This is a genomic window from Dryocola sharpae, assembly GCF_051307055.1.
Taxonomy (GTDB): Bacteria; Pseudomonadota; Gammaproteobacteria; order Enterobacterales; family Enterobacteriaceae; genus Dryocola.
The window spans coordinates 2,765,255-2,783,112 of sequence record NZ_CP149994.1; the positions used below are offsets into that span (position 1 = coordinate 2,765,255).

General features: G+C 54.2%; 16 protein-coding genes and 2 pseudogenes. 3 read left to right on the top strand and 15 right to left on the bottom strand.

All coding sequences use genetic code 11. The annotated features are described in order from the left end of the window. Positions 1–10 precede the first annotated feature (10 nt). From cpsB to WLO31_RS13345, 14 genes are all read right to left on the bottom strand, one after another. Positions 11–1,447 carry a mannose-1-phosphate guanyltransferase gene (cpsB, locus tag WLO31_RS13280; RefSeq protein WP_435927074.1) on the bottom strand — a complete coding sequence of 479 codons (1,437 nt, stop codon included), beginning with the start codon at positions 1,445–1,447 and terminating at the stop codon, positions 11–13. A gap of 3 nt (positions 1,448–1,450) precedes the next feature. Further along, positions 1,451–2,671 carry a colanic acid biosynthesis fucosyltransferase WcaI gene (wcaI, locus tag WLO31_RS13285; RefSeq protein WP_435927075.1) on the bottom strand — a complete coding sequence of 407 codons (1,221 nt, stop codon included), beginning with the start codon at positions 2,669–2,671 and terminating at the stop codon, positions 1,451–1,453. Continuing rightward, on the bottom strand, positions 2,668–3,147 hold the full coding sequence (locus WLO31_RS13290; RefSeq protein WP_435927076.1) for a GDP-mannose mannosyl hydrolase: 480 nt from the start codon (positions 3,145–3,147) through the stop codon (positions 2,668–2,670). The genes wcaI and WLO31_RS13290 overlap by 4 nt, the downstream gene beginning before the upstream one ends. Positions 3,148–3,149: 2 nt before the next feature. After that, positions 3,150–4,115 carry a GDP-L-fucose synthase gene (gene fcl / locus WLO31_RS13295; protein WP_435927077.1) on the bottom strand — a complete coding sequence of 322 codons (966 nt, stop codon included), beginning with the start codon at positions 4,113–4,115 and terminating at the stop codon, positions 3,150–3,152. Positions 4,116–4,117: 2 nt separating this feature from the next. Then, positions 4,118–5,239, bottom strand: coding sequence for a GDP-mannose 4,6-dehydratase (gene gmd / locus WLO31_RS13300; RefSeq protein ID WP_435927078.1), 1,122 nt, complete (start codon positions 5,237–5,239; stop codon positions 4,118–4,120). A 55-nt stretch (positions 5,240–5,294) separates the two neighbouring features. Beyond that, on the bottom strand, positions 5,295–5,834 hold the full coding sequence (wcaF, locus tag WLO31_RS13305; protein WP_435927079.1) for a colanic acid biosynthesis acetyltransferase WcaF: 540 nt from the start codon (positions 5,832–5,834) through the stop codon (positions 5,295–5,297). Between the two features lie 18 nt (positions 5,835–5,852). Next, the gene (gene wcaE / locus WLO31_RS13310; RefSeq protein ID WP_435927081.1) at positions 5,853–6,605 is read right to left on the bottom strand and encodes a colanic acid biosynthesis glycosyltransferase WcaE; all 753 of its coding nucleotides are present in this window, start codon (positions 6,603–6,605) and stop codon (positions 5,853–5,855) included. Positions 6,606–6,619: 14 nt separating this feature from the next. Beyond that, complete coding sequence (gene wcaD, locus WLO31_RS13315) at positions 6,620–7,840, bottom strand: colanic acid polymerase WcaD (protein ID WP_435927082.1); 1,221 nt, start codon at positions 7,838–7,840, stop codon at positions 6,620–6,622. Beyond that, positions 7,815–9,032: a colanic acid biosynthesis glycosyltransferase WcaC gene (gene wcaC / locus WLO31_RS13320; RefSeq protein ID WP_435927083.1), complete on the bottom strand. Its 1,218-nt coding sequence runs from the start codon at positions 9,030–9,032 to the stop codon at positions 7,815–7,817. The genes wcaD and wcaC overlap by 26 nt, the downstream gene beginning before the upstream one ends. After that, positions 9,029–9,532, bottom strand: coding sequence for a colanic acid biosynthesis acetyltransferase WcaB (gene wcaB, locus WLO31_RS13325; protein WP_435927084.1), 504 nt, complete (start codon positions 9,530–9,532; stop codon positions 9,029–9,031). The genes wcaC and wcaB overlap by 4 nt, the downstream gene beginning before the upstream one ends. A 2-nt stretch (positions 9,533–9,534) precedes the next feature. After that, complete coding sequence (wcaA, locus tag WLO31_RS13330; RefSeq protein WP_435927085.1) at positions 9,535–10,383, bottom strand: colanic acid biosynthesis glycosyltransferase WcaA; 849 nt, start codon at positions 10,381–10,383, stop codon at positions 9,535–9,537. A gap of 126 nt (positions 10,384–10,509) precedes the next feature. Then, positions 10,510–12,678 carry a tyrosine-protein kinase Wzc gene (gene wzc, locus WLO31_RS13335; protein ID WP_435927086.1) on the bottom strand — a complete coding sequence of 723 codons (2,169 nt, stop codon included), beginning with the start codon at positions 12,676–12,678 and terminating at the stop codon, positions 10,510–10,512. A 2-nt stretch (positions 12,679–12,680) separates the two neighbouring features. Then, positions 12,681–13,124 (bottom strand): low molecular weight protein-tyrosine-phosphatase Wzb, encoded by a 444-nt coding sequence (wzb, locus tag WLO31_RS13340; RefSeq protein WP_435927087.1) that lies wholly within the window; start codon positions 13,122–13,124, stop codon positions 12,681–12,683. Between the two features lie 6 nt (positions 13,125–13,130). After that, positions 13,131–14,264 (bottom strand): polysaccharide export protein, encoded by a 1,134-nt coding sequence (locus tag WLO31_RS13345; RefSeq protein WP_435927088.1) that lies wholly within the window; start codon positions 14,262–14,264, stop codon positions 13,131–13,133. 750 nt (positions 14,265–15,014) lie between these two features. Between WLO31_RS13345 and WLO31_RS13350 the strand changes: the two are divergent. The 3 genes and pseudogenes from WLO31_RS13350 to WLO31_RS13360 form a co-directional block, all read left to right on the top strand. Continuing rightward, positions 15,015–15,283 (top strand): annotated as a pseudogene (locus WLO31_RS13350) (TerC family protein); the annotation flags it as partial. Between the two features lie 7 nt (positions 15,284–15,290). Further along, complete coding sequence (locus WLO31_RS13355; RefSeq protein ID WP_435930605.1) at positions 15,291–15,482, top strand: transporter associated domain-containing protein; 192 nt, start codon at positions 15,291–15,293, stop codon at positions 15,480–15,482. 273 nt (positions 15,483–15,755) lie between these two features. Then, positions 15,756–15,848, top strand: a pseudogene (locus tag WLO31_RS13360) (hypothetical protein); the annotation flags it as partial. A 151-nt stretch (positions 15,849–15,999) separates the two neighbouring features. Here the strand turns inward: WLO31_RS13360 and asmA are convergent. Next, a complete protein-coding gene (gene asmA / locus WLO31_RS13365) occupies positions 16,000–17,847 on the bottom strand; it encodes an outer membrane assembly protein AsmA (protein ID WP_435927089.1) in 1,848 nt (615 codons plus the stop codon). Between the last annotated feature and the right edge of the window lie 11 nt (positions 17,848–17,858).

Consider the following 17,858-nt stretch of genomic DNA (forward strand, 5'->3'; position numbering starts at 1 on the left):
TATTTACGCGTTAAATGCGCCCGTAACGGTCCTGAAAACGGACGATGTCGTCTTCTTCGAGATAAGTGCCGGACCGCACTTCAATCAGGTCGAGCGGAATTTTGCCGGGGTTTTCCAGGCAGTGCGTCATGCCCAGCGGAATGTAGATGGACTCGTTTTCGCCCAGCAGCTTCACCTCGTCGCCCAGCGTCACCTTTGCCGTGCCCGCCACCACAATCCAGTGTTCGGCGCGATGGTGGTGCATCTGCAAAGAGAGGCCTTCGCCCGGCTTCACGGTGATGCGTTTGACCTGATAGCGCTCGCCGGAATCGATGGAGTCATATTTGCCCCACGGGCGGTAAACTTCGCGGTGGTTGTGATGCTCATGGCGGCCGTCGTGCTTAATCTGCTCAACCACCTTTTTCACGCTCTGCACGTGGTCGCGATCGGCAATCAGCACGGCGTCTTTGGTTTGCACCACAACTAAATCTTTGACCCCAACCGTGGTGACCAGGCCGGACTCCGCATAGATATAGCTGTTTTCGGTTTCATGGCTGATGACATCGCCGTGATGCACATTCCCTTCCGGGCTCTTGGCGCTGATTTCCCACAGGGAGGACCAGGAGCCCACGTCGCTCCAGCCCGCGTCCATCGGCACCACCACCGCGTCGGCGGTTTTTTCCATCACCGCGTAGTCGATTGACTCGTCCGGGCAGGCCAGGAAGGCCGCCTCGTCCACGCGCACAAAATCCAGATCCGGATCGACGTTCGCCATCGCTTTTTCGCAGGCGCTCAGAATATCCGGACGGAATTTTTTCAGCTCTTCGAGGTAGCGCCCGGCGCGGAACAGGAACATGCCGCTGTTCCAGTAATATTCCCCGCAGGCGACATAAGCCTGGGCGGTTTCCATATCGGGCTTCTCGACAAACTGCGCCACGCTAAACGCCACGGCGTCTACGCCTGCGGCTTCCGGCTGCCCACGGCGAATGTAGCCGTAACCCGTCTCCGGCAGATCCGGCACGATGCCGAAGGTCACCAGCTTGCCCGCTTCGGCATACGGCAGCGCATTACGCACCGCTTCGCGGAAAGCGTCTTCGTTCTGAATCACGTGATCGGCGGCGAGGATCAGCATCAGCGGATCGTTATCCGGCTGGTGGCGAATTGCCGCCAGGGCTGCCAGCGCGATGGCCGGTGCGGTGTTGCGTCCGGCAGGCTCCAGCACGATATTTTCCGTCAGCTTGTCAAGCTGGCGAAGCTGTTCTGCGACGATAAAACGGTGCTCTTCGTTGCAAATGACCACCGGGCTTTCGCACTGCACGCCGTTTAAACGGCAGATGGTAGTTTGCAACATCGTCAGCTCCCCTTTCAGGCAGAGGAACTGTTTCGGGTAGAGCACGCGGGAGAGCGGCCATAAACGGCTGCCGTTTCCCCCAGCCATAATGACCGGATAAAGCTGCGAATGACTCATGATTTAACCCCGAATATCAGCAATAAATTGACCCAGCACGTTCTCTTTTTCGAGCGTGCGTTCGGCATAGTCACGTGCCACCGTGTTGCGTGCCGGCAGCTGCAGGCAGCGTTCGATCCCGGCTGCCAGCGCGTCGGCGGATTCTGGCTCCACGCAAACGGCAATGCCGGAATAGAGTTCGCAAAGCTGACCGAGCTCCGTTTCCGGCTCGGCGGTAATCACCGCGTTGCCGCCAACGGCGAGAATATTGGTCAGCTTGGACGGCAGCACGGCGTCTGCGGCGCCGCGGCGCTGGATAACCAGATGGCAGTCAGCAAGGCGCAATAGCGCAGGCAGCGCGTCGTAAGGCTGCAGCGGGTGAAAAGCCACGTTATGCAGGCCCCTTTCCGCCACCAGCTTTTCCAGGCGCGCTTTTCCGCCGCCCTGGCCGACAATCACGAACAGATATGGCTGGTCAGCAAAACGCGCGGCCACGTCAATGACCGTCTCCAGCCCCTGCTTTTCCCCGATGTTGCCGGAATAGAGCAGGATTTTTTTATCCGCAGGCAGCCGCAGGCTTTCACGTAACGCCTGCACGTCCTGCGCAGAAACATCGCGAAAACGCTCCACTTCCGACCAGTTGGGGAAGAAGATCACGCGCTTCGGATCGACGCCCTTCTCGATTGCTTTGTTCATCATGGAGCGAGAAATGGTCGAAACATTGTCGACGTTATGCAGGCAGCTTCGCTCGAAGCGCTGAGCAAGCTTCGCAACCTTACCTTTGCCGCCGCCCGCCATGCCCAGGCCGAGCATCGCGTCCACTTCGTAATCCTGAATATGCAGCAGGGTGCGCGCCCCGCTCAGTTTTGCCAGCAGGCGCATGCCCGGTACGCAAAAGAGAGTCGGCACCACGCCGATAATGCGATCCGGCTTCCAGCGACGTTGCGCCAGCAGCGGGAAAAAAGAACTCACCGCAAAGCTGCCCAGATGAAGCAGCCGCTTTAAGGTGGAAGGCTGTTTCGGCACGTATAACGGGCAGCGCCAGACGGTCGCCGCGCCCTGCTCTTTTTTATAGGTCCATGCCGAATAGTCCGGGCGTACTTCCCAGTCCGGATAGTAAGGAGGCGCGGTGATAACGCGCACCTCATGGCCCTGGCTGGTCATCCACTCCACCATTTCCCCGGTGTATTTACCGATACCGGTCAGCTCCGGTGAGTAGTTAATGCCGTAGACCAGAATTTTCATAAACCTGGTACCTTCCCTTTGCCCTGACGGATGAAGTAGGCACGGCTGTTGTCGTGCACGTCATCGCGACGCAGTAACGCTTCCGGCGTCAGCCAGCAGTAATCGTTGTGCTGTTCGGTCGGCAGCCGGAGCCGCTTATCGTCCACCCGCAGGCGGAACCCGAGCACAACATAGTGGGTGGAAAAATCCTGTCCGGAGAAATTGTCTTCATAAAAGTGCTGCCATACGCCGTAAAACTCCCCCTCTTCAAGCGTAAAGCGCTGGCCCAGCTCTGCTTCGGTTAAACGGGCAAAAGCGTCGGCCAGGGTTTCATCCTTCTGCACGCGCCCGCCCGGCACGAACCAGAAGCCCTGGGCCGGGCGATTGGTGCGCTGGCCCAGCAGGTATTCACCTGCCAGGTTTTCAACGACGAGATCGATGGAGATCAGCGGCGTAGCGCGGACTACGGTGGCGAAATCTTCCTGACTCAGAAACATGCTTACCCCCGGAACCGGGACTGGTTTTCGAGGAACCACTGGTAGGTGCTGGCCAGTCCCGGTTCCAGGGTAATCTCGTGATACCAGCCAAGACGGCGCAGACGGGTAACGTCCAGCAGCTTGCGCGGCGTACCGTCCGGTTTTGTGGCGTCGAACACCACGCGGCCACGGTAGCCCGTCACCTTCGCGATGGTCTGCGCCAGCTCGCGGATGGTGCAGTCCACGCCGGTGCCGACGTTGATGTGCGAAAGCATCGGCTCGGTGTTTTCCGCCCACACTTCCGGGTCCAGCTCCATCACGTGAATGCTGGCTGCCGCCATATCGTCCACATGCAGGAACTCGCGCATCGGCGTGCCGCTGCCCCACACCACCACATCAGGCGTGTTCTGCTCTGTCGCTTCATGGAAGCGGCGCAGCAGAGCCGGAATAACGTGAGAGTTGCTCGGGTGGAAGTTGTCGTTCGGCCCGTACAGATTGGTCGGCATCACCGAGCGGTAATCGCGACCGTACTGGCGGTTATAGGATTCGCACAGTTTGATCCCGGCAATCTTGGCAATCGCGTACGGCTCGTTGGTGGCTTCAAGCGTGCCCTGCAGCAGCTCGCTTTCCGCAATCGGCTGGCTGGCCATTTTCGGATAAATACAGGATGAGCCGAGGAACAGCAGCTTGTTCACGCTGTGCGCGTGCGCGGCGTGAATGATGTTGCTCTCGATCATCATGTTTTCGTAAATGAAGTCCGCCGGGTAAGTATTGTTCGCCACAATACCGCCTACTTTTGCGGCGGCCAGATAAACCTGGTCGATACGCGCTTCCGCAAAGAAGGCGTTCACCGCAGCGGCATCCAGCAGATTCAGTTCATCGCGGCCGCGCAGCACGAGTTCGACGTCATCACGCTGCTCAAGCTGGCGGACGATGGCCGATCCGACCATCCCGCGGTGGCCGGCAACAAAGATACGTTTCTTGTTCATGCTCAGGACTCCAGCGCGATGGCAACCTCGTAACCGTGTGACTTAAGCAGGGAGTGCTTCTTCGCTGCTTCCAGGTCTTTCGCCACCATCTCGCCAACCATCTCCTGCAGCGTGATTTCTGGTTTCCAGCCCAGTTTTTCGTGCGCTTTAGTCGGATCGCCCAGCAGGGTTTCCACTTCAGCAGGACGGAAGTAGCGCGGATCAACGGAGACAATCACGTCGCCCGGCTTCACGCCCGGCGCGTCATGACCGGTTACGGAAACCACGATGCCCTTTTCGTCCACGCCGGTGCCTTCAAAGCGCAGCTTGATGCCCAGCTGAGCCGCGGCCATTTCCACGAACTGACGCACGGAATACTGCACGCCTGTGGCGATCACGAAATCGTCCGGCGTTTCCTGCTGCAGCATCATCCACTGCATTTTCACGTAGTCTTTGGCATGGCCCCAGTCACGCAGGGAGTCCATGTTGCCCAGATAGAGGCACTTCTCCAGGCCCTGAGCGATATTGGCGATCGCGCGGGTGATTTTGCGGGTAACGAAGGTTTCGCCGCGGCGTGGAGATTCGTGGTTGAACAGAATACCGTTACAGGCGTACATGCCGTAGGATTCACGGTAGTTGACGGTGATCCAGTAAGCGTACAGTTTGGCTACCGCGTACGGGGAGCGCGGATAGAAAGGCGTGGTCTCTTTCTGCGGGGTTTCCTGCACCAGGCCGTACAGCTCGGAAGTGGAAGCCTGATAGAAACGGGTTTTCTTCTCAAGGCCCAGGAAGCGGATAGCTTCCAGCAGACGCAGCGTACCCATGGCATCCACATCGGCGGTGTATTCAGGGGACTCGAAGGAAACCGCCACGTGGCTCATCGCGCCCAGGTTATACACCTCGTCCGGCTGCACTTCGGACAGGATACGGGTCAGGTTGGAGCTGTCCGTCAGATCGCCGTAGTGCAGATGGAATTTAGGGTTGCTGGTATGCGGATCCTGATAAATGTGGTCGACACGTTCGGTATTAAAAGAGGAGGCGCGGCGCTTAATGCCATGTACTTCGTAACCTTTTTCCAGCAGCAGTTCTGCCAGATAGGAGCCGTCTTGTCCGGTTACACCCGTGATGAGAGCTACTTTAGTCATAATAATTCCTATGATTGAAGATGAAATTAAGAGCCTTGCTTTAAATAAAAAGCGCTCACGCTCGATCGCGTATTTTTACTGCTGGGTTACCCCGGCAAACGGCATTCGCCGGTAATGATTTATAAACGCTGCTGCGGGCGCCGACGACGGTGCCGTCGCCAATCGTGACGCCAGGTGAAACAAAAACATCCGTTGCCAGCCAGCATTTTTCGCCAATCACGATGGGGGTGGCGGTAATATCAAAATGCTGACTCATATAATCGTGGCTGCCGGTGCATAAATAACATTTTTGCGACACCACGGAATTTGCGCCGATGGAGATATCGCCCAGGGTATATAAAACGGCGTCATCGCCAACCCAGGCGTAATCGCCGAGCGTTAATTTCCACGGATAGGTAATTTTTACGGACGGGCGAATAACTACGCCTTTGCCAACCTTTGCGCCAAACAGGCGCAATAAAAATGCGCGCCAGCGGTATAAGACCTGCGGCGACCAGGCAAATAATGTCGCCTGTACCGTCCACCACAGCTGAACCTTAACGCCGTTGCCGCCGCGAAACCCTTTTGGTACGGTGAAGCCGCTTAATTCCTGCATAATATTTCCTTATGGCAATTACGCTTTGTTGTAGAGCGCTTTTGCTTTGCCGGTTGTGCGCAGGCGAAATTTAAATGACAGTTCAGCGATAAAACCGGGCACGCCTAATATTTTGCGCTGAACATTTTTTGCATCGCGGCACAATTCAATATTATTGGACGTCGAAACGCCGCCCATCGAAAACTCGGAAACCAGGCCTTTGATGCGCTTAAAGGCGTAGCCATTTTTATACATTTTGGCCGCCAGCGCATAATCAGAAGAGACTTTATATTGCAGATCGTAGGGATGTTTACGCAGGCCCGCCAGCGGAAAGAATATCGCCTGATGGCTGGCAGGCAGGCTGTGATAAATATAGCAGCCTGGTTTCGCCCGGCGCTGCATTTTCGTGCCGTCACCAAAATCTAATAAGGCGTCGCCAATGATCATCGCGTTATCTTTGGCGGGCATAGCGGCGAGCTGATGCGCAACCTGCGCAATCTGCGGGTGGAAAATATCGCCGGAATTAAGGAACAAAGCGTAACGGCCGCGGGCCATCTCAATGCCTTTGTTCATCGCATCATAAATGCCGTTATCTTTTTCGCTGACGAAGCGTAAGTTGTACTGTCCGTTGAGATTTTGCAGAAATTCCGCCGTCCCGTCCTGCGAGTTGCCGTCAACCACAATCCACTCAAAGGCGATATCGGATGCCTGCGCCAGATGAGCCAGCGACCGCCAGGTTTTTTCCACCCCGGCTAAATTTTTCCAGGCAACGGTGATTACACTTAATAACATGATTGCGGGCCTCATCAGCGGTTCGTTATCTTGAGTGCCTTACGTAAAATAAACGGACAAACAATCAAGAAAGCATATTCCGGACTAAAAATTGAACCGGTAAAAAACAGTGACACGGGTGTAAAAAGCCATAGCTGCACGCGGAAATTCTCATTATTGCCAAACGCCGTGCGCATCATTTTAACGACTTTCCACATGTACCAAATCGTCAACAGTACTGCGAACCAGGAAAAATAAATAATCAGCAGATACAGGCCATTGTCCACTGTTTTACCGACATCCGCACCGTTAAAGATTCCGAATGATGCGACATATTCATATAAAGAACCAAAACGGACTACGCCATCAATATTCGTCAGAGAATATCCAACCATGGCCAGCGGCCCAATAATACGATAATAGGAAGACGATCCTTCGGTACCTAAGTCGCCAAGACGCGTGGCGATATACGGAAAAGCAAATATTAACCCTACTGAAAACACTGCTAAAGAAATAATCGCCAGCGGCAACTTCTTCTTTATGGCACTTTTATTAAGGTATTGAAACGCCCATTCAAGAGAGTAAAACAGAATGATAGTCATCACTCCTGAGAACGATCCTGAAAGAATAATCCCTAAAAGGATCATACCATCAGTTTTTGGGGTTTTGATACCAAACTGTTTGATGCTGAGCCAAATTGAGATTAACGCCAGAGCGAAAAAGGCGGGTTCGAAATAAAGGGCCGTAGTACGCCGTCCGCCAAAGCTAATAAAGTTCAGGACATAGCTGTTACTGTAAATAAGAAACTTCGAAATTTTCTCAATCAGGCTACTGCCGCCGGTAAGAATAATCTGCGCCATTTCCGCCGCCGCCAGCGTCACAATAATGCCAACGACAATATAAAATAACCGCAATATTTTCCGGTGATTGCGCGGCGAGATAGTTTTAAAGCGGCAGCTCCAGGTCATCGCCAGGATGAGCACGATGTAAACAAACAATAATGTCGAGGTGACATACTTACCGGCATTCAGCGACTGGCCGAAGATATAGTTAAAGGCGGTTAACCCTGCGCCTATGCCCAGCGCAATCATCAGTTTTTTGATGCTGATACGTTCAATGAACAAAAAGAGGATGGCGGGCAAGAAGGTCACAACCGTTATCGGAAAACTTTCGCCCAGCGAAGCCAGCTTAACGTTGACCACCAGATAGATGAACGGTAACAGCAGATAGCTACAGATTCTGATAGAACGAGACATACTCCTCCAGCATCTGTTGACCGCTGTAAGACCTGCGGCTCGTGGTTTTAAAGCCCGGCAAATCCATGCCGAACACCTGCTGAGCAAGCTCGGCTTTCGGCAGCTTCACCAGTTCCAGCACCTTAGCCTCGCTGAACGTTTTGCCGCCCACCTTGCGCAGCACTTCATCCGCAGCTTCGCTTGTTGTCGCAATCACCGGCACGCCGATGGATAACGCTTCGCACAGGATCAGCGGGTAGTTATCCACTTTTGAGCTGAACACCAGCGAATCCATTTCGTTAAGCTCGCTCATCAGCGCTTTTTTATCGGTCATATAGCCGTGGTTCACCACGTTCGGGCCGTTAAACGGCGAGAACTTGCCGAAGGTGTGCAGTTCGATATCGTCCCCCAGCGCCATCATCGCCTGAACCAGCCTCTGATTCGTTTTGCCGTCGTAGCGCAAATCGTGGGCAACAACGGCCACTTTTGGTTTCTCGCGGCTTGCTTCGGTTAACGGCAGCTCGGCGAGAATCGCCTCGGTTGCCACATCAATGCCGTTATTGATGATGTTGCAGCGCCCTGCCCCGTAGATCTGGTTAAAGGCGTCGGCCACGTGCTGGCTTGGCGAGATAAAATGGCAGCCCAGCGCGAGCATTTCTCGGAACAGCTGGCGTTTGGTATCCACCAAAAGATGAGCGCGATCGACCTTAACCGGCGGGTAGTTGTTCAGCGTCGGGCATTTTGCGCAGCCGCTTTTCCAGCCTTCGCAGCCGTCGAGAAAAGCGCAGCGTCCGGTAATGCTCCAGTGGTCGTGCAGCGTCCAGACGAAGGTCACGTCCGGCTTGTGGGATTTGACGCGCTGGCAAAACGTCACCATCTCTTCAAGATTCAGCCAGTAGCTGTGCACCACATGGAAATGCAGTACGACCGGGCCGCTTGCGCGGGTAACTTTGCGATAAAGCTTATTCAGGTTGCCGAACGGGTCGCGGTTAAAGAAGCGGAACAGAACGATGTTGGCAATTGAAGTCAGACGCGGGGTATGTTTTTCCACGTCGGCAAACTTGTCATGGCTGGCGCTTTTCTTCCCGCCCTTTCCGTAACCGTAGATAAAACGCGAAGAGAGTCCGGCTTCGCGGGCGCGCTGGTGCAGGTCAAGCGCTACTCCCGCCGCGCCTCCTTCAGCAAGACGCACATTAAATTGCATGATGTTCATTTAATTACCTTCACTCGCGCCTTGTCGCCCATCACCACCGCATTATCCGGGACGCTGTCCAGCACAAGGCTGCCTGCCCCAATAACAACGTTATTACCAATGGTGACAGGGCCGATGATCATCACGTTGGCACCTACTTCAACGCCGTTGCCAATCACCGGGCGAGCCTGACTTTTATCGCGGCCGCCTATGCCGCCGCGTCCCCCTATCGTCACCCCATGACGAATAGCGAAATCATCGCCGACGATCGCGAATTTGCTGATCACCACGCCGTAACCGTGATGAATGGTAAAACGTCGGCCAATGGTGGCTGCTGCCTGTATTTCGTAGCCCATCAGGCATTCAGTTACAATGCGGTAAATAATCAGTACCGGCGCGGCCCACAGATTATTAAGGACGTTTTTCTTACGCCATACCGAGCAGAAATGAGCAACACGATAGGCCAGCACCATAAAGCAAGGTCGAGGGTTCCAGGAGTTAGCACGTAAATCTTCCAGCACGATTATTTCCCCAGTAAGCCGTGAGCCAGGCGTTTGGTATTTCGCAGCGTCAGTAGAGCCATAAAGGTACGCATGGACATGCGTTTGTTACGAATCTTATAAAGCGTAAAGAGCTGATACTTTCTGCTGGTACGGTCAAATTTATCTTTATGTTTTCTATAAAAATTAAAGTAACCCGCGAATTTTTTCGCCGATTGGCCGATTTTGATTCCACCATGATTAACGTGCAGCACCTGAGTGGCTTCATCCACTTTCCATGGTTCCCCGTTCGCCACTACCATGCGAAGAAAGACGTCATAGTCTTGTGCGGCAGGCAGTTCGACATCAAACAGGCAAAGCTGAAAACGTTTTGTATAAGTGAAAATCTGATTGCCGATGATGTTGCGCTTATAGAACAACTTCAGCGAGTACGGCGATTTTGGATAGAGCGGCAGGCTTGCAGGCTGCGAATAAACCTGGCCTTCGCAGACGTAGTCGTTCGCATACAGAAAAGCATGTGTCACCAGTTGATGCTTATGTTCCAGGAAAACCGACAGCCGATTCGGCGTCCATTCGTCATCATCATCAATACCCGTAATAAACTCTCCTTTAGCCTGGCGAATGGCCTGGTTACGCACCGCGCAGGCGCCGGAGTTATAGTCGTTGCGGGTATAGCGCACGCGCTTGTCGTTAAGCTCTTCAACAAAAAGCTGAAGCTGTTCAAAAGAGGAGGAGCAGTCATCAACGATGATCATTTCCCAGTTTGCAAAATCCTGGCGCAGCACGGATTTAATGGCGCGAATGGCCAGCTGCTGACGATTCCAGGTAGGCATATAAATAGAAATCAGCGGGTGCGATGTAGTGCTGTTCATGACATTCCCCAAAAATTCTCGTTGATGCACTTTTACCCTCACCCCCGCCTCTGTCTAAAAGCGCGAGGAAGGAAATTAACTCGATCCAGCTTCCTCGCAGCGTCAGAGGCCAGGGTGAGGAGATATTTATTTAGAGTCAGATTTATATTCGTACTCGTAATAGCCGTAATCCTCGTATCCCGCCGCACGACGGAAGATGGAGTTAAGGATCACGCCGCGCACATGGATACCGTTCTGCTCAAAGCGGTTGAGGCTGGTTTCCACCTCCTTCAACGTATTCACCGCATAACGCGCAACCATCAGCGTGGTGCCTGCGTGACGGCCAACGATGGCGGCATCGGTAACGGCAAGAATTGGCGGGGTATCGATCAGCACCAGGTCGTAGTGCGCGCTTGCCCACTTCACCAGTTCGCCAAAACGCTCGCTCATCAGCAGTTCGGAAGGGTTCGGCGGCACCTGCCCACGCGGGACGAGGTCGAAATCAGGCACCGAGGTTTTCTGCGCGCAGCGCGTGATATCGCCCTGGCCGGACAGCACATCGGAAAGCCCGTTCACGTTGGTGGTGCCCAGCAGCTCGTGGGTGTAGCCTTTGCGCATGTCGCAGTCGATAAGCAGCACGCGCTTGTTGGTCTGGCTAATTACCGCGGCAAGGTTGGCGCAGACGAAGGTTTTACCGATTGACGGGCTTACCCCGGTCAGCATCAGAACATTGTTGGGCGCCTGCATCATGGCAAAGTGCAGGCTGGTACGCAGGCTGCGGATGGCCTCAATCGCCAGATCCGTTGGATTCCCCACCGCGAGCAGCTGGCTTTGCTTATTGCGTTTCGCCCCTTTGACGTTACGCGCGGTGGCGCTGTCGCGGGATTTCTGCCATTCGGACAGCGGAATGCTGGCGTAAACGTTAAGCCCTGCATCTTCCAGAACCGCCGGGCTTTCGATGCCGCGATTGAACAGGGAGCGCAGCAGCACGCCGACAATGGAGAGCATCAGGCCAAGAATAATGGCCCCCAGCACAATCAGGGCCTTCTGCGGCTTAACGATGCCAGGCTGGGTGATTGCCGAATCAACGATGCGCACGTCGCCCACGGTGCTGGCCTCGGTAATTTTCAGCTCCTGCTGTTTATTCAACAGCTGCATGTAAACCTGCTGGCCGGACTCCACGTCGCGGGTTAAACGCACGATCTCCTGCTGCGTTTTCGGCATGGCGGTAACGCGGCCGTTCAGACGTGCTTTTTCATCTTCCAGCGTCTGACGTTTTTCCAGCAGCGTGCGGTAAGCCGGGTGAGCTTTGGTGTAGAGCTTGGAGATTTCGGCTTCTTTAAAGGTCAGCTCATTAAGCTGCGCATCAATGTTAACCATGGTGTCGAGAACAGATTTCGCTTCCAGCGATAAATCCACCGAGTCCTGCTGCTGACGATAGGCGTTCAGTTTGTTTTCAGCCGCATCCAGACGGCTGCGTACTTCCGGTAGCTGTTCGGCGAGGAATTTAAGGCTCTTCGCCGCCTCTTCCGATTTACGCTGAATGTTCTGTTCCAGATAGTTACGGGTGATGCTGTCGAGGATGACGCGGATCCTGTCTTTATCTTCACCGGTATAAGAGAGGCTCAGCACGCCGGTATCTTTCCCGTTTTCAGCCACGGTCAGGTTGCCCTGCAGCTGATTAATCATGCCGAGCGTGGAATATTTGGTGACGGTAAAGGTGTCGCCGGGCTGGGCCTTAATGCTGTCCACTTTCATGGTGACGCCGTCTTTGCTGAGCGTCTGTCCAACCTGTCCTTTAGCGCTAAAACCGTTGTCGCTGGTCAGTTGATACCGGGTTGGGCTCAGCACTTCAACGGTAAAAGTGTCTTTTCCCGCGCCCGCAGGCAGGTTGAAGTCGGTGACTTTTACCGTGTCATTCTGGCGGCCATGCAGCCGGTCCCAGCCTGCGCCAAACAGCCAGAAGGTGTTTTTGGCTACGGCAATATCGAGATTGAGATCGTCAACGGTTTTCCCCAGCACCAGGCGAGACTGGATCAACTGCATCTCAGCGGCAGAAGCCGGCGGCTTACTGGACAGCGCAGAGCTGATGTCGTTAACCAGCGAATTGCCCGCGTTTTGCTCGATTTGCACCAGCGCATCGGCTTTATAGATCGGCGTGGCAAACAGAACGTAAACCACGGCCAGCAGCGCGAAGACCGCCGTGATGCCAAGCACCCACCAGCGGGCTTCAAGAACGGTGCCAAACAGACGGCCGATATCGATTTCGTCATTGCCCTCGGTCGGGGCGCCCGAACGATGTACTTTGTCAGTCATTGTTATCCCTGATGAGCGTTGAGTGCGTTAGCCCACTTTTGGGCGGAAAGATCGAGAAGGTCGAAGACCGCTTCGAAAGCGTCGCGACTTTTGCGATAAGGATCGGGAATTTCCCGCTCCGCATCCCAGTGACCGAAGAGCATCACTTTGCCGCGCATCTCAGGCGCCATTTCGCAGATAGCGGAGATATGGCGTTTTTCCATCGTGAGGATCAGATCGTAATCGCGGCACATCCGGCCTGAAACCTGCTGCGCGCAATGGCCGTCAAGGGAAAGGTTGTGCTCCTGCGCCACGCGAACAGCGCTGGCATCGGCCCCCTTCCCCACTAATGCCCCGAGTCCCGCGGAGTTCACGGTGAGGGCGGGCTGGTAAGTTTTGAGCAGGCGTTCGCCGGTCGGCGAGCGGCAAATATTCCCCACGCACACCACAAGAATTTTATTAAACATAGGGCGTTACCATGTATGGATATCTTTGGCCGTATCCGTCATATAACGAACACCGCTGATGGTTGGCAGCAGCTGGTTGATCAGGCGGTTCCAGCGCGTTACCGGTGCGGTTGTGACATACACCACGTCGTAAGGCTGCAGATGGAATTCCGTGCCCATCACCAGCGAGGTCGCATCGGACATATCGAGCTGGTAAATGTTGGCGATTTTGCCGCCCTGCTGCCCTTTCAACGGACGGATCACGAAGATGCCGCTGGCGTTGGACGAGGTCATATCCAGCCCTTCCGCCTGGCCGAGCGCTTCGGTCAGCGTCATGCCGCTGAAGTCCATTTTCAGGGTGGTCTGTTTCTTCACTTCGCCCATGACAAAGACTTTCAGGTCGTCGTTGCGCGGCACAAACAGGATATCGCCCGGATACAGCAGATGGTTCTGGCTCAGATCGCCGTTCTGCATCAGCGCCTGCAGGGAGATGTGCTTCTCCTGGCCGTTGTGCGTCAGCACCACGTTGCGCCAGTCGGCAGCGTCGGTCAGGCCGCCCGCGGCGTTAATGGCGTCGAGGATCGTCAGCGGCACGTTGGTAATCGCCTGCTGGCCGGATTTATTCACCTGGCCGGAAACATAGGCTTTTTGCGAGCGGAAGGCGGCGATATTAACGTCCACCTGCGGGTCAGCGATGTACTGCGCAAGGCGGCCGGTAATATCACTACGGATTTCGGCAAGGGTTTTGCCGGTCACTTTTACTTTGCCCACATAGGGATAGAACATGGTGCCGTCGGACTGCACCCAGTTGCCGGCATCGCTTGAGCTACGATACTGGCCGGCCGGGGTGGTCAACTCGGGGTGATCCCAGACGGTGACGTTAAGCACGTCTCCCGGCCCGACACGGTACTGGTAAGCGGCTATCTCCTGGTCCAGAGACATATTTGGCTGCGCAACGGCGGGACGCACGCGTAATTGTTCAACCAGCCGCGGCGTTAACGGATAGACGTTAACCATGCGATCCAGATCGAAATCCGCATCCTGCTGCTTGATAACATCTTTTCCCATCGTCGACATATTGCTACCGGGAAGTACTGTGCAACCGCTCATCAGGGTTACCGATACCAATAAAGGCATCAATTTAAGTTTGTATTTTATCATTGAGTATTTATCACTATGGCAGAGTAATTATCCTGTGCGAATAAAATAAGCGGCCAATTACCGAATGGCCGCAGCAGAAAATTGCGCATCCTGGCTTGCGTTAATAACTGGCATCAATCCTAAAATTTGCTTATTTCCTGACATCCTATTGACAGAATAATTGAGGCTTAAACTCTTGCCTTCAGGCATGCTACCGCCCTTGGCTTACAGGCACCAACCCACTGAAACAACAGCAGACAATAAGAGGAAACCGCTCCTGAGATAAATCTGATCTATTTATCCATAAGGCACAGTTACGAGTAATGAAGCGCTAAAGTGCCACACTAACTAATTATAAAAATACATCCATAGCCAGACACTGCGATTGATTGTTACAGCTAACCCAAACGCAGGCAAGGCGCTGGCCAGGAATACCAATACTTTTAAGAATAATATTAATGCCGCAAAATTCAGGCTTTAGGATTTTCTTTATATTGACAAAAAGTTAATTCAGAGTAGTAGCGCAAAAATATACAGATATATCTCATATATATTCTGTCATAATAAATACATATCGCTGCCTTATTTGTTTCTTTTTTAATTATTACCCCTGGTTACTTGATGGATATATAACGCAAAAAACATTAATCGCGGATATTAGTTAAGATTAGTCTCAGGGAGTCATGGCAATTTAGCGGAGGGTTACCCATCATTTCAGTGTGACATTTGTTATTTAACGCTCTGCAAATAAAAGAAGGTTCATAAAGCTATATGGAACGGATTGCCGATCCGTCAATCTGGGCCGGGCTGGTCACGCTGGTTGTTATCGAGTTAGTGCTGGGCATCGATAACCTGGTGTTTATCGCCATCCTTGCCGAGAAACTTCCGCCTGCGCAACGTGACCGCGCCCGCCTCACCGGGCTTATTCTTGCCATGCTTATGCGCCTGCTTCTGCTGGCGTCTGTCTCCTGGCTGGTGACACTCACAACCCCCTCTTTAAGGTCGGGGATTTTAGCTTCAGCGCACGCGATTTGATTATGCATTCCGCTGCCGCTTGATGATAAGCGTAACTATCACACTATCGCCGGCCTGCTGATGGAATATTTCCAGCGGGTGCCTGCCGCCGGGGAAGCCGTGCAGGTGGGTAACTATCAGTTAAAAACATTGCAGGTTGAAAGCCACCGCGTGCAAAAGGTGCAGATTGTGCCGCTGGTGGAGGAGATGGGTTACGAGGTGTAGTTTGGGTGGCGTCGGGTGGCGCTGGCGCTTACCCGACCTACGATATTATCAGGCATAGGTAGTTAGGCAGGCGTTGATGCTACCCGACCTGCGACTATCAGTTAAAAATATTGCAGGTTGAAAGCCACCGCGTGCAAAAGGTGCAGATTATGCCGCTGGTGGAGGAGATGGATTACGAGGTGTAGTTTGGGTAGCGTCGGGTGGCGCTGGCGCTTACCCGACCTACGATATTATCAGGCATAGGTAGTTAGGCAGGCGTTAGTACTGACCTGCGACTATCAGTTAAAAACGTTGCAGGTTGAAAGCCACCGCGTGCAAAAGGTACAGATTGTGCCGCTGGTGGAGGAGATGGATTACGAGGTGTAGTTTGGGTGGCGTCGGGTGGCGCTGGCGCTTACCCGACCTACGATATTATCAGGCATTGGTAGTTAGGCAGGCGTTAGTCCCACCCGACCTGCGGCATTATCAGGTATACGTAGGGTGGATAAGCGAAAGCGCCATCCACCGTTTTCCTGATCTAAAGCTTATCCAGCAACGCCTTCAAATCTTTCGCCTTACTGCTGTCCTTATTGCGATCCACCCACTGTTGCAGACGGCTCTTCGCCTCTTCCTGAAGCTGCTTACGCAGCAGCTGGTCGACCTGCAGACTGTAGTTCAGCTTCGCCCACGGACCATAAACCCGCAGCGGGATCGGCGTCTCTTTTAGCATGGCGATAAGCTTGCTGTCGCCTTCCCAGCCTTCAGTCACCTTCACAGCAAAACGGGTATCACACGTCTCTTTTACGAGATCCATAGTCCCTTCGCCTGCCAGCGATAGCAGCGAAGAGCTGCCGTTCATTTTCTTCAGGGCCAGCTGGCCGTTATCCAGCGTAGCCTCAGCGGTAAAATGATCCAGTATGGTCGCATTCTCGTAGCTCTGCTGCGCCTTCACCTCGCTATTGCTGCGTTCAACGGCCTGCTGAATCAGCTGCTGGAAGTTCATTCCCTGCAGACGAGAGTTGGTCATCGTAATAGTCGCCTCCCCCTGCCATGAGCGACGGAACGCTTCGGCATCCAGCCTGTCTCCGCTGAATTCGCCCTGCATTGAAAGCTGGCCCGATAAGGCTATCGGATAGTCAAAAGCGGTTAGCACAGGGGCAATTTCAATATTGCTTATCTGCGGGTGGAAGGTCAGGCGCGGTACATCATCGCGCGCATCAAGCTCGCCCGGTAAGGACATGCTGCCTTTGCCAAATTGTCCCGCCAGTTCGGTAATCTTAAGCAGGCCCTCATCATTGCTGACGGTAGAGCGAACGTCGCTGAACTCAAGCCCACGCCAGTGCACGCTTTTCGCCGCAACGGAAACTTGGGCGCTAAAGTCGCGTAGCGTGCGGTAGGAGGTCTCTTCCCCGGCGGAGGCAATAACCGGACGCGGCAACGTATTCTGCTGCTGGCCGCGCTGCGCCACCGTGGCGTTTGTTGCCGCCGCTGCCGCCGCCAGCTTATCCAGATTCAGGTTAGCCGCCTTCAGCTCTGCCGCCCACCGCGGCTTCTCGCCCAGAGCAACGCTCGCCCTGCCCTGCAGGTCGCTATCGTTAGCGGTGAGCTGTAGATTGTTCAGATCGAGTTTTTTCTCTGCCCGATCCCAGCTCGCCTGTAACGTAATGCCGCCTTTAATGCCCGCTTTGGGTAAATCGGCGCCCTGAAGCTGATAATTAAGCTGAGAAATCGTGGCGTTGAGTTTCTGCGGGAAAGCGCTGGCGTCGAGATCGGCAACCAGCGACAGATTCAGATCGCGCTGGTCGCGGTTGATGCGGCTACTGAATTCTACATGAGCCCGCTTTTTATCATCCTGCTCCATTTGCAGATTGATATTACGCACGGCGATCTGTTCGTCATCGTCATGCTGGAAGACCAGCACGCTGTCGACGACTTTGAGCCTGGCGATATCAAAAGACCAGCCGGGTTCGTTTTCAGGAACGGGCGCATTCTTTCCCGAGGGGCCTACCGGAGCATCTTCAGGCTTACGCTCTTCGCTAAGCGGGGTGAGCTGAATGACCGCTCCCTTGAGCATGACCTGGCGAACCTGAAGCTGATGGGAAAGCAAAGGCCAGAGCGCCACATCAAGGCGCATGTTATCTGAACTGACAAGGGGCTGGCTTGCGCCGGGGGCCGTAAGCGACATGCGGCCGGACAAAATGCTGAGCTGCGGCCAGACATGCCAGCGCAAGGGACCGTCTAATGTAAGCTGGTACCCGCTACGCTGTTCCACCTGACGCACCATATAAGCGCGAAAATCGTTGGGGTTGACCAACAGGACCAACGCAGAAAGACCGGCTAGTATCACTACCAGCAAAATCATCAGCGCGGTTAATAATCGTCTCATAGCATCCTCTT